Origin of the sequence: Solitalea longa (genome assembly GCF_002920915.1) — a bacterium.
Classification (GTDB): domain Bacteria; phylum Bacteroidota; class Bacteroidia; order Sphingobacteriales; family Sphingobacteriaceae; genus Solitalea; species Solitalea longa.
The window spans coordinates 23,795-44,619 of record NZ_PQVF01000005.1; the positions used below are offsets into that span (position 1 = coordinate 23,795).

20 protein-coding genes are annotated in these 20,825 nt (G+C 38.7%); 8 read left to right on the forward strand and 12 right to left on the reverse strand.

From position 1 onward, the window contains the following. Positions 1-4 precede the first annotated feature (4 nt). Positions 5-568 carry a 2'-5' RNA ligase family protein gene (locus C3K47_RS07595; protein WP_103788528.1) on the forward strand — a complete coding sequence of 188 codons (564 nt, stop codon included), beginning with the start codon at positions 5-7 and terminating at the stop codon, positions 566-568. A gap of 29 nt (positions 569-597) precedes the next feature. On the opposite strand, the gene C3K47_RS07600 is transcribed toward C3K47_RS07595, so the two are convergent. From C3K47_RS07600 to C3K47_RS07610, 3 genes are all read right to left on the reverse strand, one after another. Beyond that, positions 598-1,179 carry a hypothetical protein gene (locus tag C3K47_RS07600; protein WP_103788529.1) on the reverse strand — a complete coding sequence of 194 codons (582 nt, stop codon included), beginning with the start codon at positions 1,177-1,179 and terminating at the stop codon, positions 598-600. A 189-nt stretch (positions 1,180-1,368) separates the two neighbouring features. Further along, entirely contained in the window at positions 1,369-4,182 is a 2,814-nt protein-coding gene (gene carB / locus C3K47_RS07605) for a carbamoyl-phosphate synthase large subunit (protein WP_103788530.1), read from the reverse strand. 249 nt (positions 4,183-4,431) lie between these two features. Next, a complete protein-coding gene (locus C3K47_RS07610; protein ID WP_103788531.1) occupies positions 4,432-4,746 on the reverse strand; it encodes a peptidase associated/transthyretin-like domain-containing protein in 315 nt (104 codons plus the stop codon). A 302-nt stretch (positions 4,747-5,048) separates the two neighbouring features. On the opposite strand from C3K47_RS07610, the gene C3K47_RS07615 reads away from it, so the two are divergent. The 5 genes from C3K47_RS07615 to thiE all read left to right on the forward strand — a co-directional run bounded on the left by C3K47_RS07615 (position 5,049) and on the right by thiE (position 11,959). Beyond that, complete coding sequence (locus C3K47_RS07615; protein ID WP_103788532.1) at positions 5,049-7,097, forward strand: M13 family metallopeptidase; 2,049 nt, start codon at positions 5,049-5,051, stop codon at positions 7,095-7,097. A 159-nt stretch (positions 7,098-7,256) separates the two neighbouring features. Further along, entirely contained in the window at positions 7,257-7,790 is a 534-nt protein-coding gene (locus C3K47_RS07620; protein WP_103788533.1) for an AAA family ATPase, read from the forward strand. Positions 7,791-8,135: 345 nt separating this feature from the next. Next, on the forward strand, positions 8,136-10,613 hold the full coding sequence (locus C3K47_RS07625; protein WP_103788534.1) for a TonB-dependent receptor: 2,478 nt from the start codon (positions 8,136-8,138) through the stop codon (positions 10,611-10,613). A 122-nt stretch (positions 10,614-10,735) separates the two neighbouring features. Further along, on the forward strand, positions 10,736-11,236 hold the full coding sequence (locus C3K47_RS07630; RefSeq protein ID WP_133159348.1) for a DinB family protein: 501 nt from the start codon (positions 10,736-10,738) through the stop codon (positions 11,234-11,236). An 84-nt stretch (positions 11,237-11,320) separates the two neighbouring features. After that, positions 11,321-11,959, forward strand: coding sequence for a thiamine phosphate synthase (thiE, locus tag C3K47_RS07635; protein WP_103788536.1), 639 nt, complete (start codon positions 11,321-11,323; stop codon positions 11,957-11,959). Positions 11,960-12,023: 64 nt separating this feature from the next. On the opposite strand, the gene C3K47_RS07640 is transcribed toward thiE, so the two are convergent. Both C3K47_RS07640 and C3K47_RS07645 read right to left on the reverse strand, forming a co-directional pair. Next, a complete protein-coding gene (locus C3K47_RS07640; RefSeq protein WP_103788537.1) occupies positions 12,024-12,872 on the reverse strand; it encodes an alpha/beta hydrolase in 849 nt (282 codons plus the stop codon). 38 nt (positions 12,873-12,910) lie between these two features. Beyond that, positions 12,911-13,762: an alpha/beta hydrolase gene (locus C3K47_RS07645; protein WP_103788538.1), complete on the reverse strand. Its 852-nt coding sequence runs from the start codon at positions 13,760-13,762 to the stop codon at positions 12,911-12,913. A gap of 143 nt (positions 13,763-13,905) precedes the next feature. Here C3K47_RS07645 and C3K47_RS07650 point away from each other — a divergent pair, with 143 nt between their 5' ends. Together C3K47_RS07650 and C3K47_RS07655 are read left to right on the forward strand one after the other, a co-directional pair. Continuing rightward, positions 13,906-14,487, forward strand: coding sequence for a hypothetical protein (locus tag C3K47_RS07650; protein ID WP_103788539.1), 582 nt, complete (start codon positions 13,906-13,908; stop codon positions 14,485-14,487). Beyond that, a complete protein-coding gene (locus C3K47_RS07655; protein ID WP_103788540.1) occupies positions 14,487-14,981 on the forward strand; it encodes a GNAT family N-acetyltransferase in 495 nt (164 codons plus the stop codon). Before C3K47_RS07650 ends, C3K47_RS07655 begins: the two co-directional genes overlap by 1 nt. Here the strand turns inward: C3K47_RS07655 and C3K47_RS07660 are convergent. The 7 genes from C3K47_RS07660 to C3K47_RS07690 form a co-directional block, all read right to left on the reverse strand. Next, entirely contained in the window at positions 14,978-16,204 is a 1,227-nt protein-coding gene (locus C3K47_RS07660; RefSeq protein WP_103788541.1) for a hypothetical protein, read from the reverse strand. The genes C3K47_RS07655 and C3K47_RS07660 overlap by 4 nt on opposite strands. Positions 16,205-16,215: 11 nt before the next feature. Continuing rightward, complete coding sequence (locus C3K47_RS07665) at positions 16,216-16,803, reverse strand: RNA polymerase sigma factor (RefSeq protein ID WP_103788542.1); 588 nt, start codon at positions 16,801-16,803, stop codon at positions 16,216-16,218. Between the two features lie 59 nt (positions 16,804-16,862). Then, entirely contained in the window at positions 16,863-17,816 is a 954-nt protein-coding gene (locus C3K47_RS07670) for a DUF5777 family beta-barrel protein (RefSeq protein ID WP_103788812.1), read from the reverse strand. Positions 17,817-17,823: 7 nt separating this feature from the next. After that, positions 17,824-18,387, reverse strand: coding sequence for a YceI family protein (locus tag C3K47_RS07675; protein WP_103788543.1), 564 nt, complete (start codon positions 18,385-18,387; stop codon positions 17,824-17,826). A gap of 13 nt (positions 18,388-18,400) precedes the next feature. After that, the gene (locus C3K47_RS07680) at positions 18,401-18,778 is read right to left on the reverse strand and encodes a hypothetical protein (RefSeq protein ID WP_103788544.1); all 378 of its coding nucleotides are present in this window, start codon (positions 18,776-18,778) and stop codon (positions 18,401-18,403) included. A 10-nt stretch (positions 18,779-18,788) separates the two neighbouring features. Beyond that, complete coding sequence (locus C3K47_RS07685; protein ID WP_103788545.1) at positions 18,789-19,274, reverse strand: CHRD domain-containing protein; 486 nt, start codon at positions 19,272-19,274, stop codon at positions 18,789-18,791. A gap of 155 nt (positions 19,275-19,429) precedes the next feature. Further along, entirely contained in the window at positions 19,430-20,818 is a 1,389-nt protein-coding gene (locus C3K47_RS07690; protein WP_103788546.1) for a M28 family metallopeptidase, read from the reverse strand. Positions 20,819-20,825: the final 7 nt, after the last annotated feature.

Genomic DNA, 20,825 nt, shown 5'->3' on the forward strand with positions numbered 1-20,825 from the left:
AAAAATGGGACTCTATTTACTAGCAATTTTACCCATTGAAGAAGTTGCACAGGAAGTAATTCAGTGGAAGAAACATATGGCAGAAACTTATAACGCCTCATACGGTCTTAAAGTTTTGCCTCATATCACCTTAAAACAACCTTTCACTATCGACGACTCCTTTATTCCATCACTGGTAAACGAATTAAATCAATTCGGTAAACAAGAATCTCCGTTTACCATAACTTTAAATGGTTTTGGTTTTTTTACCGGAAAAAGAAGTGACGTGATCTATGTGAAAATTTCCGAAAGTTCAGCTCTTCAGGTATTTTATGCCAAATTAGCTAATTTTCTTAACAGCCAAACAAACCATTTACTTCATTTAGACCCACCTAACTCATATGCCCCCCATATGACCATTGCCTATCGCGACTTATCAACCGAAAACCGAAAAAAGGCTTGGACTGAATTTGAGCAATTGGATTATATACGAACATTAACTATAAACGAGTTTTATCTGTTGAAGCACGACGGGAGACAATGGAGAAAGCATACAGCTATAAAATTAAAAGGAGAACCCTGTGATTAATTACCGGTTCTCCTATTATGGGGATGATCTTATTGTCCACTTTTCTCCTGTTCAATAATATTTTTGGCTTTGTCTTTATGAAGATAGATTTGGAAGCCAAGATTTAAACTTACCTGGTTAGTGGTTGTTGAGCTTCCGAAACCTAAGGTTAGATCGTATTTTAATAAACCTTCAAGCCCAATATTGGGAGTAAGGAAATAAGCCAATCCCGGACCAAATCCTAAGCCCAATCCATTAGTATTACTTCCTGCGGCATTAACACCTTGAATTCCTGCATTTGCTTCAAAGAACCAACTGCTATGCTTTGAAAACTCAATGGAAGGATCATTAAAGTATTTACGTCCGAAAACGCCAACACCCCATAGAAAATAATCCTCACCGCTTGTATGAGTATATTCAAAATTAACTCGTGGCCCAACAGCCACATTATCTTTAATAAAGAAACCCACCATAGGGGTTATTCCTGCGCTAAAAGTAGTGTTGCCACTTTGAAAAACGCCACCAATATTGGCAAGTTGAGCCCCAATGAGAAAATTGCCTCGTTGGGTTTGTGCCTTAGCAGTAAGCATAACTGTTAAAAGCAAAATAAGAAGTGTAGAGAGCTTTTTCATAACGATTAAAATTTAGATAAATAGCGTGTATTGACCTTTCACAAATTTTAGATGGTATACTAATTTAGTCATGTTTGCCTGTAATACAAAGCTTTAGCTGGTTTTAAACCGAAGGAAAAACCTTACTAAAACAAAAAACTCCCGAATAAAAGCTATCCGGGAGTTTTTTATCAAGGTTTTTGTCCTTATCTATTTCGATAAATACATCGATTTTTCTTTTACTAAATGACGGAAGTACGGATCTTCCAGGTCTTTAATAAATCGAATGGCTTCACCGGTTGATTTCATCTCAGGTCCTAACTCCTTGTTTACTTCAGGGAACTTCTCGAACGAGAAAACAGGTTCTTTGATAGCATAACCTTTAAGTTTCTCAACGATGGTAAAGTCTTTCAATTTATTTACCCCTAACATAATTTTGGCAGCAATATTAATGTAAGGTACGTCGTAAGCTTTAGCGATAAACGGAACTGTACGCGAAGCACGAGGATTGGCTTCAATGACATACACGTTTTCGTTTTTGATGGCGAACTGAATATTCAACAAGCCCCTTACATTTAATGATTTAGCCAATTTGATGGTGTACTCTTTCATTTTATTCTGAACGTTTTCAGATAAGCTGAAAGGAGGAAGCACTGCACTTGAATCGCCTGAGTGAATACCTGCAGGCTCAATATGTTCCATTAAACCTACAATGTGAACATCCTCACCGTCACAAATCGAATCAGACTCTGACTCTTCTGCTCTGTCGAGGAAGTGGTCAATCAAAATCTTATTATCAGGCATGTGACGAAGCAATTTCACAACTGCGCGCTCTAATTCTTCATCATTGATCACAATCTCCATACCTTGTCCACCCAATACATAGCTAGGACGAACCAAGACAGGATAACCAACCTCATTAGCCACTTTAATTGCTTCATCGGCTGAGTGAGCTACTCCGTATCTAGGATAAGGAATATCCAGGTCTTTTAACAAATCCGAGAAACGGCCACGATCTTCAGCCACATCCATGTCTGGGAATGAGGTACCGATGATCTTAATATTATGCTTGTGAAGCAATTCTGCCATTTTCAAAGCAGTTTGACCACCTAATTGAACAATCACACCTTCAGGTTTTTCAAGGTCAATGATCTCACGAACATGCTCCCAGAATACCGGTTCAAAGTATAATTTATCGGCCATGTTAAAGTCGGTTGAAACCGTTTCAGGATTACAATTAATCATGATCGCTTCAAAACCGGTTTCTTTAGCAGCTAATAATCCATGCACACATGAATAATCAAACTCAATACCCTGACCGATACGGTTAGGTCCTGAACCTAATACAATGATCTTTTTCTTATCAGAAGGGATCGATTCATTCTCACCTTCGTAAGTTGAGTAATAATAAGGAGTTTGAGCAGGGAACTCAGCCGCACAGGTATCTACCATTTTATAAACCCTGCGAATGCCTAGTTCTTTACGTTTATTGTAAATATCATCTTCTTCAACACCTAGCAAATAAGCTAACTGAAGATCAGAATATCCTTTTTGCTTAGCATTGATCAATAATTCTTTTGGAAGATTGGCCAATGTATAGCGCTTGATCTCTAATTCAATATGAACCAGGTCTTGGATTTGCATTAAAAACCAGCGGTCAATTTTAGTAGCTTTTTGAACTGAAGATACCGGAACACCTAAAGCCAAAGCATCTTTAATGTGGAATAAACGATCCCAGCTTGGGTGCTCAAGGCTATACATGATCTTATCAAGATCTTTTAATTGCTTGCCATCAGCCCCTAACCCATAACGGCTGATCTCTAATGACTGACATGCTTTTTGAAGAGCTTCAGTAAAACTGCGGCCAATTGCCATTACCTCTCCTACCGACTTCATTTGAAGACCTAACTGTTTGTTGGCTCCTTTGAATTTCTGGAAGTTAAAGCGAGGCACCTTAACAATTACATAGTCAAGTGAAGGCTCGAAATAAGCTGAAGTGGTTTTTGTAATCTGATTTTCAATCTCATCAAGGTTATAACCGATTGCAAGCTTGGCTGCAATTTTAGCAATTGGATAACCGGTAGCCTTTGAGGCAAGTGCCGAGGAGCGCGAAACACGAGGGTTAATTTCAATGGCAATGATCGATTCATCATCCGGACTTACCGAAAACTGAACATTACATCCACCGGCAAAATTTCCAATCGCACGCATCATTTTGATCGCTTGGTTTCGCATATCCTGGTAACAACGGTCAGACAGGGTCATTGCAGGTGCAACTGTAATCGAATCTCCTGTATGAATACCCATAGGATCGAAATTTTCGATCGAACAGATAATGATCACATTGTCATTTCCATCGCGCAAAAGCTCAAGCTCATATTCTTTCCAGCCGATAACCGCTTTTTCAACCAGTACCTCGTGGGTAGGTGAAGCTTGCAAACCACGGTTCAGAGCAGCGTCAAATTCTTCTTTTTTATGTACGAAACCGCCTCCTGAACCACCAAGGGTATAAGAAGGACGGATTACCAATGGAAAACCAATTTCTTGAGCGGCTTCTTTACCTTCAAGGAAAGAGTTGGCAATTTTAGAAGGGGCAACTCCCACTCCTATATCAATCATCAACTGGCGGAATTCTTCACGATTTTCAGTTTTTTCAATCGCTGCAACATCTACACCGATTACCTTTACACCATATTTTTCCCAAATTCCACGTTCTTCTGCCTCTTTAGCAAGATTTAACGCTGTTTGTCCACCCATGGTAGGTAATACCGCATCGATTTTACGCTCTTGTAAAATTTGTTCAATACTTTCACAATTTAGCGGCAAAAGATAAACATGATCACCAATAACCTTATCAGTCATAATGGTAGCGGGATTCGAGTTAATGATCGAAACCTCAATACCTTCTTCTTTTAATGATAATGCTGCTTGGGAACCTGAATAATCGAATTCGCATGCCTGGCCAATAATAATAGGACCAGAACCGATGATGAGGACAGATTTAATACTTTCGTTTCTTGGCATTTCTTGAAGGGAGTCTAAAAATTGTGCAAAGTTATCATTTTCAGACCATAATTTATCGATTAATTTGAGTTTTTTATATTAGCTACTAAATGTTTAACAAAAAGGTAATTCTTTAGCCCTATTAAAGCTAAGAGCCACTCCATGGGGAACGGAGCAGCTCTATCTGCCTGGAATAAATATAGCTGGGATTTGAGTTAAAATTTATAAGGCCTGACAATAAAAGACCGACCCTATAGGATTAAGCCTATATTATTGAGCGAGCTTAATATCACCTACATTTACAATTTTATTTTCAGGTACTGAAACCTCAAACTGGACATCTTTTAAGGGTTCAATGGCATCAATAATCACTTTATAATTGCCGGGCTTGATATTGTTGAATTCAAAACCACCCGCGTTTACAGTTGTTTTCAATGAATCAGCACCTGTAATTGCCCATACAGAAGTTGCTCCTTCCGCCGGTACAACATTTCCCTTAATGCCCGAATTTTCAGCTATAGTGAAGGCAACTAAGCCCGCAGATAAACCTATTAGCGCTAAAGCGCTACTCATAATTTTTTTCATGATGTTGATTTTTAGTTTTTACAATTTTTAATGTCAAGTAAAACTTCAGTTCATATCATTTATCTTGGTGTAATCTCAGAGTTCCAAATAATATGCCTTTTGAGTTGATTCTTGAAAAAAAGCCTTTAAATGGCTTAAATCGATGATTCAATACTTATATAATTGAATTTTAGTCAGTTAACTGTGGAAAAGTTGCGACTTTTGAGGATAATATCGACCCTATTATGCAACACAGCCGTTACATATTTATTTTTTAATCGTAATAGTTTTCTTTCTTATTTTTAAAGAAATAAATACTGATCATGAACCTATTTAAACCCAAAACTCATTTATTATTATGGGGCGGCTTGGCCTCAGCTGTAATGGCCTGCAAGCAGGAGCCTAAATCAACCGTCGATTTAATAAAGACTGATATTGACTCTACAGTAAATCCAGGCAAAGATTTCTTTATGCATGCTAATGGTACCTGGATCAAAAACAATCCTATTCCGGCTGCATACAGCCGTTGGGGCATTGGCAACCTTGTTAACGATGAGATCTATGATAAACTGAAGAAGATAAACGAGGATGCAGCTAAGGAAAACGCCAGTGAAGGAAGTAATTCACAAAAAATTGGCGATTTCTGGCAAGCGGGCATGGATACTGTTGCCATTGAAAAACAAGGAATTAAACCAATAGAAGCTGATTTAAATCGAATAAATTCGATTAAGGATATCCAGGGAGTTTTAGCTGAAGTTGCCTTGCAACATACGCAGGATAATGATCCTCTTTTTAGCTTGGGCGTTTACCAGGACATGAAGAACAGTGAGGTAATGGCGCTTTACATTAACCAAGGCGGCATTGGTTTGCCAGATCGCGATTATTATTTCAATACCGATGGACGTACCAAGTCTGTTCGCACTGATTACAGACAACAGCACCTTGTACAAATGTTTAAGCTTTCGGGATTAGACGAAGCCTCATCAAAAACTGCTGCCGAAAGCACTTATAAACTGGAAGAAGGATTAGCAAAAGCTTCGCGTAAACTTGAAGCGCTGCGTGATCCATATGCCAATTATAACAAAATGTCGATCACCGATTTAAATAAGCTCACCCCTTCCATCAACTGGACGGACCTTTTATCAAAAATGAAAATCAAAAAGGTGGATTCAATAATTGTTGGTCAGCCTGAGTTTTTGAAACAGGTGGAGCAAAGTTTAAAAACGGTTTCAGTAAACGATTGGAAGAACTACCTGCGCTGGCATTACTTTACTTCGGCAGCTTCGTATTTGAATAAATCTATTGACGATGAAAACTTCCGCTTTTATGGAACTGTACTTACAGGCAAAAAAGCACAACGTCCTCGTTGGAAACGTGTTCTTACGGCTGAAGAATCAGTTATGGGTGAGGTTTTAGGACAACTATATGTTAAGCAATTCTACTCGGCAAAAACCAAAAAACGCTATGAGGATTTAGTGGAGGCTATTCGTGATGCCTACAAAGAACGTATTCAGAAATTGGATTGGATGAGTGCTGAGACTAAGAAAAAGGCTTTGGAGAAACTTGCTTCAATGACCAAAAAAGTAGGCTATCCTGATAAATGGAGAGATTACACGGCATTAAAGATTGACAAAAGTGCTTATGTGACCAACATGAAACGTGGTTCGGAGTTTTGGTATAACTACAATGTGGACAAACTTGGAAAACCAGTGGATAGAACTGAATGGGATATGACCCCGCAAACCTATAATGCGTATTACAATCCATCTAACAACGAAATTGTATTACCTGCCGGCATTTTCCTAATTCCGGGATGGAATGATGAAGATGTTGATGACGCTGTTGTTTATGGCTATGCTGCTGCTTCAACCATTGGACACGAAATTACCCATGGCTTTGACGACCAGGGTAGCCAGTTTGATGCAAAAGGAAACCTTAAAAAATGGTGGACCAAAGAAGATGAAGCCAAATTTAAAGAGCGCTGCAAAATGATTGTTAAGCAATTTAATGAATTTAAAGTGCTTGACAGTTTGCATGTGAATGGGGACGCTACTCAGGGCGAAAACATTGCGGACTTAGGAGGAATTTTGCTGGGCTGGGATGCATTTATAAAAACTGAGCAGTACAAAAAAGGAGAAAAAATAAACGGATTAACACCCGCACAGCGCTATTTTCTGGGATATGCTATTGGCTGGTTAGGCCATCAGCGCGATGAAAGTCTTGCCAACCAGATTATGACTGATGTTCATGCTCCTGCAAATTTGCGCGTAAATGGACCATTTGCAAATATTCCGGCATTTTATGAAGCCTTTAATATCAAACCTGGCGATCCAATGTACAGACCTGATAGCTTAAGAGTGAATATCTGGTAAAACCAATTTAGATTTTGGAAGTGCGATTTTTGGGGGTAAAAACTTAAATCGCACTTCTAAAATTATTTCCTCCTGAAAATCTGGAACAAACGATTGCTTAGATTTCCCAACCTCAGCAAATTACTCTAAAATTGTACTTCAAAATCTAAAAATCTTTTGGTGACTTATTCAGCTATAAAAAAGATCGCTATTGTTGGCCCTGAATCTACAGGCAAATCAACCATGGCCCAATACCTGGCAAAATATTTCAATACCGTTTGGGTTCCTGAATATTCAAGAGAGTATTGTGCTGGCCTTGACCGCGAATGTACACTTGAAGATGAAATAAACATGTTTTATGGTCAACTGGCGCTGGAAGAAAAGTTATTACCTCAAGCTAATGAATTACTTTTTTGCGATGTAACTGTTCTAACAGTAAAGATCTGGTGCGATGAAGTTTTTGGATCAACTCCACAGTTTATTACTGATGAAATTCAAAACCGACATTACGATCATTACCTGCTCATGTATGTTGATAACCCTTGGGAAGAAGACCCTTTAAGAGATTTTCCACATAAAAGAGAATACTTTTTCAATATCTACAAACAAGAATTAGATGCATTAGGTGCTTCTTATACTATTATTACCGGTTTAGGGCAACAACGATTTAACAATGGCATTCAAGCTGTAAAAGCAATATCAAATAAAATATAAGAATTCAATTTATATCTACTTTTTCGCACTCTTTCGTGCATTTACCAACCTATTTCGTTAACAATTTTCAAATTTTGAAATTATCCCTACATTTGCTTTAATTCTTAAGGGGTGCCGACAAGATTTAGAAGCAAACAGTTAAAAGTTCTAAGTATAACTTAAAACTCAAAACTCCAGACTTATAACTCTATACAGGCTGAGATTATACCCATCAATTGTTGAGTTACTCAAAACTTAACATTGAGCACCTGATCCGGATAATGCCGGCGTAGGGAGGTAAAGTTAAATTTAGGCGTTTGTATACCCTTTGCATTCGCAATTTTTAACAAAAACACACTAAACAAAATGAAAAAAGTTTTACTTATGGCACTTTTGGCCATGGTAACACCTTTATTCGCTCTTGCACAGTTGCAATTGAGTGGTAAAGTTATGGACAAGCAATCTAACCTTGCTTTAGCGGGAGCCAATGTTAGCATTAAAGGAACTTCAAACGGTACACAAACCAGCACATCAGGAGCCTTCAGTTTCAAAAAATTAAAAAAAGGCAATTACACATTGCTTATTTCGTTTGTCGGCTACGTTTCGGTCGAAGAAAAGGTAGAACTTACAGCTGATAAAGCCCTTGAAATTAAACTTGATCGGAGCAACATTATTGCCGACGAGGTGGTAGTTCGTTCAACCAGGGCTTCAGCAAACTCGGCTACTACCTTTAAAAATGTTAGCAAAGCTGATCTGGAGAAACAGAACCTTGGACAAGACCTCCCTTTTCTTTTAAACCAAACCCCTTCAGCAGTAATATCTTCGGATGCTGGTAACGGCATTGGTTATACAGGAATCCGCATTCGTGGTAGCGACGGTTCTCGTACCAATTTAACCATTAACGGAATTCCCTTAAATGATGCAGAATCACAGGGGTCATTCCTTGTTAACTTACCGGATTTTGCATCTTCAGTTGACAACATCCAGATTCAACGCGGAGTAGGAACTTCAACCAATGGCGCAGGTGCTTTTGGCGCAAGTATCAATATTCAAACCAATACCTTAAACGAAAAGCCATATGCAGAGATCGCCAGTTCGGGAGGATCATTTGGTTCAGTGAAGAACACTTTAAATGTTGGAACCGGCTTAATGGGCAAATTTGCTTTTGACGGACGTTTATCGATGATCAACTCTAATGGATTTATAGATCGGGGTTCATCAAATCTGCGTTCTTTCTTCCTTTCTGGCGGTTATTATTGTAAAAAAAGTTTGCTAAAAGTTAATGTGATCTCGGGTAAAGAAAAGACCTACCAAGCTTGGAACGGCATTCCAGGGGCTAAACTTTTTGGCAAATCTGATGATTTGAAGGCTCATTATGAGCGCAACGCGGGTTACGATGGAGCCATGTATAACACCAAGGAGGATTCCTTGAATTTGTTTCAGTCAAACCCACGCACCTACAATTATTTCACTTATAACAACCAAACCGACAATTATCGCCAAGATCATTACCAGGCGTTTTATTCACAATCTATCAATGAAAAGCTGAATTTTAATATTGGCTTACATTATACGCACGGCGAAGGCTATTATGAAGAATATAAATACAATGCTGAGCTGGCCAAGTATGGAATTGATAATGTTGTTATAGGAGGAGAAACCATTACCAACTCAAATCTTATTCGTCAGAAATGGCTGAATAATGATTTCTATGGAACTGTTTTCTCTCTGGAATATAAGCCGGTTAGCAGGTTGAATTTAACATTGGGCGGAGCCTACAACAATTACGATGGTGCTCATTATGGGAAAGTGATTTGGGCCCAGTATGCTTCAAACAGCGATCCGGATAGAAAATACTATGAAGACAACGCCAATAAAAAGGATTTCAATATTTATGGAAAGGCAACTTATGGTATTAATGATCAATTAACTGCTTTTGCCGACCTGCAATATCGTCGTGTCAATTACTCATTTTTAGGTTATGAGCATAGTGGCGATGAATTAGTAAACGTTCAACAGGATGCCATTCTGAACTTCTTTAACCCCAAAGTGGGCTTAAGCTACCAGATCAACGAAAGCAACAATACGTATGTTTCATATGCTCATACCAATAAAGAGCCTGGTCGTGATGAGTATACCAAATCGACCCCACAAAGTAGACCTAAACCTGAAAAACTAGACAATATAGAACTGGGATACCGTAATCAAACCTCGACCCATAATTTGGGATTGAACCTGTATTACATGAACTACACGGATCAGCTGATTTTAACCGGACAGGTTAATGATGTAGGTGAAGCCATTAGGGTGAACACTCCTGAGAGCTACCGTGCGGGTATTGAATTTGACGGAAGCTTTAAGCTTACCAGTATCCTAACCTGGAATTTAAACGCCGCATTAAGTGCTAATAAGGTTAAAAACTTTAGCGAGTTTGTAACAAACTACGACACGGGTAATATCGATCAGATCAGTTACAAAACAACTGATATTGCTTATTCACCTAACTTTATTGCCGGCACACAGTTTAACCTTAGCCCTTTTAAAAACTTTACAGCTGGTATATCGGGTAAATACGTTGGCCAACAATACCTCGACAATACTTCAAGTAGTTCTCGTTCAATGGATGCATTTTTTGTGAGTGACTTATTGCTGAATTACAACCTTCAATTTAAAGCCGTTAAAAACTTAGGCTTTACGGTAATGGTTAACAACCTGTTTAATGCTAAGTATGAACCGAATGGCTACACTTGGGGCTATATTACTGGTGGTGAACGAATAAATGAGAACTTCTATTTTCCGCAAGCAGGAACAAATGTTTTGGTTGGCTTAAACTTGAAATTCTAGCACTTATCATTTATTAAGGCACAAAGCTTCCCAAAAGTTTCGTGCCTTAATTGGTTAAGGGTAACCTTTTTGAAAAAGTCTTCTTTTTATTAAATTTCGAATCAAAAGAAAAATCTACTATTATGTTTAGAACAATTGAAGACTTTTTAAACGCTTGGAGTTACGAAAACCAGGTTACTGAAACCTTACTTCGCCAACTAACCGATAACTCATTAAATCAAAAGGTTTATGATGAAGGCCGATCATTAGGACAGCTTGTTTGGCATATTGCCGGCAGTATTCCGGAGATCTTAAACCGAGCGGGACTTGAACTGGATGAAATAGATGACAGCTTAGATGCACCTCAATCGGCAGATGAATTACGACAAGCTTTTTCAAAAGCTGCCGACCAGGTAAAAGAACAAGTGCTTGCCAAATGGCTCGACTCCGAACTTGAAAATGAAGTTAACATGTATGGCGAAATGTGGTCGAAGGGAAAAATTCTTACCGTACTCATCCTTCATCAGGCGCATCACCGCGGACAGCTTACAGTTTTGATGCGTCAGGCAGGCTTAGTTGTTACAGGAGTTTATGGTCCGGCAAAGGAAGAATGGTCGTCTATGGGCATGACCGCTGCTAAGTAGTTTCTGGCTATTGGCTGTTAGCAAAACGTAAATCAAATTTCAAAAATCAATAAATGCCAACGGCTAAAAGCCAATTGCTATAAAATGAAAAAACACATAGAAAAATTCCACTACCTCACACTCGACATGGATAATTTCAGCCATGCTCAGCAGGTAGAAATGGCCTGCAAAGCAGGTGCAAAATGGGTTCAATATCGAACCAAAAACAAACGTTCAACAGAAGAATGGATTGCCGAAGCTACTCAACTGGCCAATATTTGTGACGATTGGGGAACAACCCTGATCGTTTGCTCAAATGTTGAGGTGGTAAATACTGTTGAAGATGCTCAAGGGGTACACATTGAAATGGCGGATATTTCGGTAGAAGAAGCCCGTGAATTGCTGGGAGAAAGCAAAATAATTGGTGGATCGGCCCATACATTTGAACAAATAAAAGCGGTTTACCATTCGGGCGCCGATTATGTCGGGCTTGGTCCATACCAAGCTACTACAACCATAAAATACAACGTGGGTCATTTAACACTTGATGATTACGCTTCTATTATTGAACGTATGAAAGCCGAAGGAATTGATTTACCTGTAATTGCTGCCGGAGGCATTAAACCCGAGCATGTTGAAGAGCTAATGAAAACAGGGATACATGGGGTAGCTGTTTGCTCAGCCATAAACCAAGCCGAAAACCCTGAAGAAGTTTATAAGGATATCTATAAAAGGATCTATTAAAACTGCCAAATGGTTGTATTGTTTTAGTGCTTAATACTTATCCGCTTAACAATACAGCCATTTTTCATTCCATATTCACATTAAACCAGTCAACTATCTTTTTTCGTGTATCATCTAAATTAGCTCCCAACCAAGCATGGCCCTCATCGGGGTAACTTATCAACTGATTTTTTACTTGTAATGAATTAAGGCGCTGCTGCAATGTTACACTTTGTAATGGCACAACCACATCGTCTTTTTCTCCCACGAAAAGTATAGTTGGAGGCGCCTTATCTGTAACTTTCCAATAAGGACTGGCATTTTTCCACAATTCCGCATCCTCTTCATATGTTTTACCCAAAAAATAAACAATGGTATTAATGGCTTGTGTATTTCCTGAATTAGCCGCCTGAACCAAATCTGTAGGCGCCGATTGTGCCGCAACGGCTTTAATCTTGCCTTCGGTATCATAAGCGTAAGCGTAGAGAAGGCCCAAATGTGCACCGGCACTATTGCCTGCTAAAGCAAGCTTATCGGAAACCACGTACTCATTTCGGTTGGCCAGCACCTTGTCTATGATCAATTTTATATCCTGCATTTGAACCGGAAACTTATCAGTATTATCTTTTGCTAAGCGATAATTTGCATTAACCACCGCAAAGCCATTATCAACAAAATAAGTGAGCAAAGGGGCATAAAAGCTCTTATCCTCATCCCTCCATCCTCCGCCATGTAAAAACAAAATAACTTTAGTATAAGAGCTTCTTGCTTTAGGGAGATAAACATCAAAGGACTGTTCTGTTGCATTGCCATAGGCCACATCCATTACCTGTTTAGCCTCCAGGGTAGGCGTAGGCTCCTTTAGGTTTTGCTGGCAAGAGGGTAAGACAAAAGCTAAGAGAAATAAAAAGAGTTGTGTAGAGAGCGCTTTCATATATGAACGGTGTTTAGCATAAATTTAAGCCAAAGCATTCATTTTACGTAAGTGTTCATCCATTTTATCACATTTTCGCGGGTATCACGTAAATCGGCACCCAGCCATACATGGCCCGCATCATATTTGATAAATTTCGAAGGAATATTATAACACTCCAATCGCTCTTCGAGTTTAGCACTCTGGTTACAGGGAACCACCTTATCTTCCGTACCATGAAAAAGCAAGGTGGGTACTGCAGCGGCTGTTACCATCCAATAAGGACTGGCGGCTATCCATAGCGTTGAATCTTGCATAAACTTTTTTCCTAGGAAATTCACAATCGGATTCAGGTAGGCCGAACTTCCTACACGAGCGGCCTCAGTCAAATCAGATACAGGTGCCAATGCAGCCACTGCTTTAACCTTGCCGGTTTTGTTGAAATGATAGCTGTATAACAGCGCGAGATGAGCTCCGGCACTATGCCCGGCAAGTCCAACGCTGGTTAAATTAAACCCCAAATCTTTTGCTTTATGGTCGAGCATGGCTATCGCTTCAGAAATATCCTCCATTTGGGCCGGAAACTTATTTTTGTTTTTTTCTGCCAGCCGATAATTCATATTAACAACAACCAAACCGCGCTCAGCAAATGCTTTAAGAGCCGGGGTGTAATCAGATTTATCTCCTTTTTTCCATGACCCTCCATGCAAAAAGATAATTACTTTTGTTTGCTGGGTACGTTGGGTTGGCATTAAAATATCAAGTTTTTGCTCCGGATCTTTGCCATATGACAAATTCTCTACAATTTGCAAAGGTTTGTCGGAGGTCATGTTTGAACGGCTAACCTGGCTACAGGAACCTAGCTGAAGAGACAGCAGAAAAAGCACGAAAAGAAGTAGAGATTTTTTCATAAAGAGGGAGATTAGGTCTTAATAATTTACAAAAAACACTCCATTTTTACGGCTTTTTTAATCAGTTTTTTAAAGCTAAAACCCAAATAATCAACTTAATAATCAGCTTTTTAGTCAATAAACCCAAATAGTATTTTGATTATATGTCATCACATCATGTTGTAAGAGAAAAACAAGAACCAGCACTCATCATTTTGTCGTACAATAATTTTGATGATGAATATTTAGGACAATTGTTGGAATGGAGCCCGGTAGTATTTGTGTTTGAAAACGAGCTGGAAAATTTACTATCGAAAGAAATTAAAGTGGATGGTGTTTTTACAATTATGGATAAAGAAATTGATTCACTGCAGGAATTTACAAAGGTAATTCCACTAGCCTCAAATACTTTGGAAGAAGCACTGCGATACCTGATCGAGGATGAGTTTCCATCGGTAAATATTATTGCCGAAACATCTGAACTGCAGTCCCTACAACCCTTTTTAAATCAAATTGATATTGTTCTATTACAGGATGATATAAAAGTTTTTCCGGTAAAAGATAAACTGGAGAAGTGGTACCCGGCGAATGAGAAAATCACGATAATTGATTTTAATATCGACAACCAATATTTCATTACAGGTGCAATTCAAATTGAAAACAATTGTTTTGAAACCGAAAACAACGGCATTGTGACATTTAGCGCTGCAAAATCACCTATTTTTGTGATTGAAAAACTTACCTGATGAGCTCCTACACTTATAAAATTGCCCAAGCCGAAGACATAGACCTCATAGTTTCTTTAGCCGACCGTATTTGGAAACAAACCTATCGGGGAGTAATTTCGGATGAACAAATTGAATACATGTACAGCAACATGTATACTGCTGAGGCTTTAAAAAAGCAGCAAAAAGAAGATAATACCTTTATTATTGCTTACGATGGCGATACGCCAATGGGCTTTTCCTCATTTTCAAAAATTGAAGAAAATAAGTTTAAGATCCATAAGCTGTATGTTTTAACCGAAACGCAAGGAAAAGGTATTGGCCGGTTTTTAATTGATTCGGTTATAAAGGAAATTAAGCCCCAGGGCGCTACTATTTTAGAGCTAAACGTTAACCGATACAATAAAGCGAAACAGTTTTATGACAAACTTGGCTTTAAAGTTCATGAGGTAGTGGATATACCTTACGGAAAATTTGTTTTAAACGACTACGTAATGCAATTGGACTTGGTTTAATGACCCGGTTTAGACTTCGCCTTATTGCCGTTAATATTTAGGTTAAAGTTAATGGCAACTCCAGCCGATTTCAGGTCAACCCGTGAATAACCCACGCCGTTTATCGGAATTTTAACAAACGGTTGAATACCCACGCTGGTAGCAGGGGAAAGCTTTCGCTCATACTGTATCTGTAGATTTACTACATTGAACCAATGCTTGTTTTGATTGCTCACGGAATATTCCTGCGGATCTGAAGGCGAAGGATATTTGTAGTTAAAGTGATAATCTTCATTCAGCATGATATAAGAAGATAAACCCGTGGTAAGCGACAAGGCATTCTTATGTTTATCCAGGAGTTTATAATTAATGTTTAGCGGAAGATCAAGCACCCGGCAATCGGCATCCACAGAAGTTGGATGATAAGTGAATGGTGGAGAATAAACAGGGTTATAATTTTCATATCCTGTTGAATACACTTTCTTCGCATAAATTGCTCCGGCACTTACACTCCACTTTTTGGTTAACCCTAAAGTAAGGAAACCACCAAAATCTCCACCTAAACTGCCACCCTTTAAGGTATTAACTCCATTTATAGAAGATGCGGCACTTACCGAAAATGTTAATTTTCCAAACTGATTATTTCCTTTTGCTTTCTTATCATTTGCAGCGCCTGCTAGGCCAACTCCTTTTATTGAGTTATTCTGCAATGGATTTGTTAAAACTGTTTTATTCGAATCAACAATTCCATTCTTATTAATAAAACTAAGCCCGGTCATATTTTGGTCTGATCCAATTGATGCAATAACAACGTCATGTTGTTTTTCATCTAAATCATTCCTCTGCTCATCTGCTTTGTTATTGCTGGCTTTAGTTTGATTTTGAGCGAAATCTTGATTTGCAGGGGCTATTTTATTATCTGATTTATTTAAAGGTATTCCATTTGAGATCTTCGCCTTATTGCCGGCTAATTTCTGTTCTGATTGTTTTGCTTCCTTCTTTATTTCGGCTTGCTGATTCTGCTGTTTATTAGTCTGACTACCTTGCATCCAAATAATACCAAGAATAAGACAAGCTGCTATACCTCCTGCCAGGCTAATCCAGAATATTGGAACCTTTTTGCGATCGTTTTTATCCAAACGCTTTTCAAGCAGCTCCCATTGCTCTTCACTGAATGCAGCAGGCTCATCCGCTTTATTAAAAGCAGCTTTAAATAAATCGTCTATTCTTTCTTGTTCTTTCATCGTTCCCCTTTCTATCCTCCTGATTGATTAATGTTCACAATTAACTTTTCCCTAACCTCCGTTCCGTTTTGCTTGTCAATTATCATTTTTTGCAATTTTGCCCGGGCTTTGAACAAGTTCGACTTGGAAGTTCCGGATGAAATATGCAGCATTTGAGCGATCTCCTCATGTGAATAACCGTCGATTGCATAAAGGTTAAAAACTGCCCTATAGGCTGGCGGAAGTTTTTGAACAATGGCTAGCAGATCATCATAAGCCAGCTTTTGCTCAATTGTGGCATTCACTTCAATCTCAGGCGCCGACTCAAGGTCGTCCGTAAGATTTCTTTTAATGTTGGCCCTGTAAAAATCAATAGAGGCATTATGCATAATAGAACTCAGCCAGCTTTTAAAAGACCGCGAGGAATCATATCTTCCAATGTTAGTGAAAAGCTTAAAAAATCCTTCATTAACCACCTCTGCGGCTTCGTAACGGTTAGTTGCATAACGTAAACAAATACCCATAGCAAAGCCATAAAATGCCTGGTAAAGCATTTTCTGACTTTGTCTGTCGTTTCGCATACAACCTTCTATTAAAAGGCTTAATTGTTCATCAGTCATGCAAATTCTCTATCTCTATAAGTTTCTCAAATCCCTTTTATTTTAGTTAGTTACTTCTTTTATTTTTTTGACAAAGTAAAAGTTCTTGAAATATTAAAGCCCCACCTGAACTGTCCTTTGGACCATGCTGAACTCGTACTTGGAATAAACTGATTATCAAGTATCGCTGTTGAATTGGTAAAGCTTATATTGAATACATGCCCCCCCGTTTCAATTTCCAATCCTACGCCTAAGGCATTATAAAACTTAAAATCCTGAACAGTTTCATAATAGTCTTTACTGGCCTCGGTTCTAAACGAATGAAAATAATCAGCTACTATTGCCATGCGCGGCGAGAACTTCAGCCTCGCTCCTGCGCCCAGTGCAAACAAGTCATTCATATCCTGAAAAGATACATAATTTCTCCTTACGTATGTTGGCATCAGGGCAAGTGAAAATGTTCGACTGAATTTCCGAGCCAACACAGCCTGGATGGTATAACTCATTCGCTCTCCAAAGTTTTGGAAATCTGCATCAGAAGTGGCCAGATCAAGGGGCTCCATACCACAAATCACTGTATTGCCAAACAATGTAACTGAAAGTGGAATATGATCATCGGTTGTTTGTTGGAACAGACGGTATTTCAAGCTTAAATAATAGAGCTCCTTTTGAAAAGTATTTACTCCATTAGGAGCTCCTTTGGCTCTGCCTGCACCTATCATTAGCCTATCCGTAATTCCGTATTTGAGCGAAATCAGGATATCGGTTGAATTGTCTAATCCGTAGAAATTATGAACACCTCCATTCGCTCCGCCTATATCTCCAAAGCGGTGAGCGATATCAACTAAAAGATCTGATTTGTGAAGTGTTTCGTTAGATTGGCCATTAATAATCAGGCCCGATTTAAAGGTTGCTATAACCGGAATATGCTCTTCGCCACCAAGTGTGTCAATTGCCTTAACCGAATCGGGTTGTTGTGCCATTGCCATAACTGTTAGCAAGCAACTAAACAGAAATAAAGATACTGCTTTCATAGGGCGATCACATTTTTCTGGCCAAACTGTTTTCATATGTTACATTTACCGTAACCTGCACCACCTCCGCAATATTTTTAATCAATAAAGTTGGGATCTTAATGTTATGATCTTCCAGTTTAACCGGAAAATTAGAAGAGCCGGAAATATTGCCATTTTTAATGGTGAGTACAGCTTTCGTAGAATAATTTTGTTTTACATTATGCAATAGGAGATCTCCAGTAACGGTAATATCATAAGTTCCGTCTTTCGAGAAATCAACCGGCTCTTTAATTTTTCCTTTGAATTCGGCATATGGATATTTATCAGTTTCCATATAATTTTCATTAAAATGTTCCTGCATCAATCCCTTTCTGAACTTAAACGTACGCATGTCAACCTTAAAGTAAATCGTGTTGGCCTGCACATCCAAAATCGAATATCCTGTTTTTGATTCGGCCTTAATATCTTCAATAGGAGCAGAAGAAAAGAAGCTCATTATGGCATTTCTGCTTACCAACTGGGTTTGAGCACATGTAGTTTCTGCTCCTATGAAAACAATTAAACCTACTATGAACAAAGCAATTTTCATGTTTCTATTCGTTTTAATTCTCCGGAATACAGTTTTTTAACCAAACATTCAGAGAGTCTCGGGTTGATTTGGGAAGAGGAGCCATACCTTGAGGCATGTCGGCATTGTCTTGCACCACTCTGATATAGAAATTATCATTTGCAAAAGGCTTCAATCCTTCATAGCTGGTAAAATTACCAGTGCCAAGCGTGTTTCCTCCTCGATGGCAACTCTGGGTACAATGGGCAGCAATAATGTGCTTCACATACCCATTGTAAGTAACCTGTTTATCAGGAAACACCGGGCTGCAATCAGAAGGTCCATTATCTTCCGGTTCTGTTTCCGGTGCCATACGGGTGCAACTCATTAAAACTGTTGTTGCAACAAGTGTCATGATAATTCCTTTTAACATCTCACTTTCATTAATAGCCAGATGGCGGAGGTGAAGAAGCAGACTTGTTAAGAGCGGCAATAATCTCTCCTCCCGGGAAATTGGCAGTATGAATTTGAACATACACTTTGCCTGCCATCAAATCAGCGCCCTGAGTTGCAGTAAAGATGGCCTTACCTGAAAATGTTCCCGTTATTGCAGTAGGAAATCCTTCGATATGGATGATTATTGGTCCATTATCGTGAAAATGCATGTCTGCAACAGTACTGGTTAAATTATTCCAATTAATGGTATAGGTTAATTCGTAAGTAGAAGGATTATAGGTTCCCGAAACTGTACCTGTGGCGGCGGAAACTACCGACCCATTAGATTTGGTAAATGTTGCTGTAAACTGCACCTGTTTATCCCCATTTGACTGGTCATCGCTTTTACTGCAAGCCACTAATACAGCACAGTGAATGATAATAAAAGCTAGCAACCATACTTCGCTTTTATAAAACGTAATCAGCTTTTTCATACATCATATTTTTGAAACGATAGAACTAAACTTTAATTAGTTTTTAATCGTTACGGATGTAAACTGAACATGGTTGCCTTGTCAACTTTTAATGCAAACAAAAAGGTCTGATGCAGTGAGTGCATCAGACCTTTAAAATACCTTACGGGTTATAGTTACCGGTTGCTTTGTGCTCTTTTTATATTCTTTGGACTACTTGGATCATCTTTGTAATTAGTAATCCGCGTTGGTGTAAACCGTCCTTTTATAAGATCGTCAGAAACGTAGGCTATGGCTTTAACAATGTCGAGCATGTTCTCCACCTCAATCGTGTTCATATCATCTCTAACAGAGTTAAAGTAACGATCAATGTCGATTTGAACCGTAGAAAACGTATGCGATGGAACACCCATCATCCCCAATGGAGTGTTGGCAGCCTGATAAAAAAGCCCTTTTTCTTTGTACGGATCAGCTTTGAATTTGAATTTTATCTTTTCTGCAGCATCTGAAAAATGCTTACCTAAATCACTCTTATCATAACCGGTTATAAATGCCGATCTAAGGCCAAACTTTGATTCCTTTCCGATTGCGTCAATATTAACTACGGCAACAGTATTTTCCGCTTCAAAATGCTTAGCGAAATATTTTGAGCTGGTAGAACTCACCGTTTCGGCGCCATAGTTCACAAATACCAAGGTTCTTTCGTTATCACCCTTTTCTTTAAAATACTTGGCAAGTGCCAATACTGCAGTTACTCCCGAAGCATTTTCATCGGCTCCGTTCGCAATCGAATCGCCTTTATTGGCATTAATTACTCCAAGGTTATCATAATGGGCCGAGAAAATCACATACTGATCTTTTTTACTTTTTCCGGGGATAGTTCCAATTAGATTGCTCATCGGCACATGATTCACCTCTGCTTTAATGGAGATATCATACATTGGAAGTTTCTTTTTGTCGGTAAGAATAAATACATACGCGTTTTTCGATAAAGAAGTAGTGTCGCTTTCAAAACGATCACGTTTAAACCTCGATTTATAAATACTAAAGAATGGCTTTAATTGATTATCAATTAATACAATTGCGTCTTTTTTTGTTGATTCAATATCCTTCAGCCGCTTTAGAATATCATCATTCGGGCCTACATACTCAACCCTTACTGTGTCTTTATCTGTGTTCTTCCAGCTAAGCTCTTTTTTGTCGGAGATATAAATAATGTTCTTATTATCAACCACCGAATCGCCAACTTTAACAACTCCAGCTAATGATTTAACCCGAACAGAAGGAAATCCTTGACGGTAACCTTCAACGCCCTGCATTTTCATGGGTTCAAGCCCAATTTGTTTATACTGATGTTCGATGTAGTTCGCAGCCTTTTCGGCCCCGTGATTAAACAATCCGCGTCCCAGCATAGAATCGGCCGCCAGTGTTGAGATGATCTGTTTTAGTTCATCCTCTTTAATATTAATAGTATTGGTAATCTTTTTATAGGCAGTGTCAACCTTTTGGGCATATGTTAAGTTGGCTATAAAAACGGCGATAAGTACGAGAATAATACGCTTCATCTATTTT

Coding starts and splice junctions, on each gene's coding strand:
- C3K47_RS07595 (WP_103788528.1), top strand. CDS start 5: ATGGGACTCTATTTACTAGCAATTTTACCCATTGAAGAAGTTGCACAG.
- C3K47_RS07600 (WP_103788529.1), bottom strand. CDS start 1,179: ATGAAAAAGCTCTCTACACTTCTTATTTTGCTTTTAACAGTTATGCTT.
- carB (WP_103788530.1), bottom strand. CDS start 4,182: ATGCCAAGAAACGAAAGTATTAAATCTGTCCTCATCATCGGTTCTGGT.
- C3K47_RS07610 (WP_103788531.1), bottom strand. CDS start 4,746: ATGAAAAAAATTATGAGTAGCGCTTTAGCGCTAATAGGTTTATCTGCG.
- C3K47_RS07615 (WP_103788532.1), top strand. CDS start 5,049: ATGAACCTATTTAAACCCAAAACTCATTTATTATTATGGGGCGGCTTG.
- C3K47_RS07625 (WP_103788534.1), top strand. CDS start 8,136: ATGAAAAAAGTTTTACTTATGGCACTTTTGGCCATGGTAACACCTTTA.
- C3K47_RS07630 (WP_133159348.1), top strand. CDS start 10,736: ATGTTTAGAACAATTGAAGACTTTTTAAACGCTTGGAGTTACGAAAAC.
- thiE (WP_103788536.1), top strand. CDS start 11,321: ATGAAAAAACACATAGAAAAATTCCACTACCTCACACTCGACATGGAT.
- C3K47_RS07640 (WP_103788537.1), bottom strand. CDS start 12,872: ATGAAAGCGCTCTCTACACAACTCTTTTTATTTCTCTTAGCTTTTGTC.
- C3K47_RS07645 (WP_103788538.1), bottom strand. CDS start 13,762: ATGAAAAAATCTCTACTTCTTTTCGTGCTTTTTCTGCTGTCTCTTCAG.
- C3K47_RS07650 (WP_103788539.1), top strand. CDS start 13,906: ATGTCATCACATCATGTTGTAAGAGAAAAACAAGAACCAGCACTCATC.
- C3K47_RS07655 (WP_103788540.1), top strand. CDS start 14,487: ATGAGCTCCTACACTTATAAAATTGCCCAAGCCGAAGACATAGACCTC.
- C3K47_RS07660 (WP_103788541.1), bottom strand. CDS start 16,204: ATGAAAGAACAAGAAAGAATAGACGATTTATTTAAAGCTGCTTTTAAT.
- C3K47_RS07665 (WP_103788542.1), bottom strand. CDS start 16,803: ATGACTGATGAACAATTAAGCCTTTTAATAGAAGGTTGTATGCGAAAC.
- C3K47_RS07670 (WP_103788812.1), bottom strand. CDS start 17,816: ATGAAAGCAGTATCTTTATTTCTGTTTAGTTGCTTGCTAACAGTTATG.
- C3K47_RS07675 (WP_103788543.1), bottom strand. CDS start 18,387: ATGAAAATTGCTTTGTTCATAGTAGGTTTAATTGTTTTCATAGGAGCA.
- C3K47_RS07680 (WP_103788544.1), bottom strand. CDS start 18,778: ATGTTAAAAGGAATTATCATGACACTTGTTGCAACAACAGTTTTAATG.
- C3K47_RS07685 (WP_103788545.1), bottom strand. CDS start 19,274: ATGAAAAAGCTGATTACGTTTTATAAAAGCGAAGTATGGTTGCTAGCT.
- C3K47_RS07690 (WP_103788546.1), bottom strand. CDS start 20,818: ATGAAGCGTATTATTCTCGTACTTATCGCCGTTTTTATAGCCAACTTA.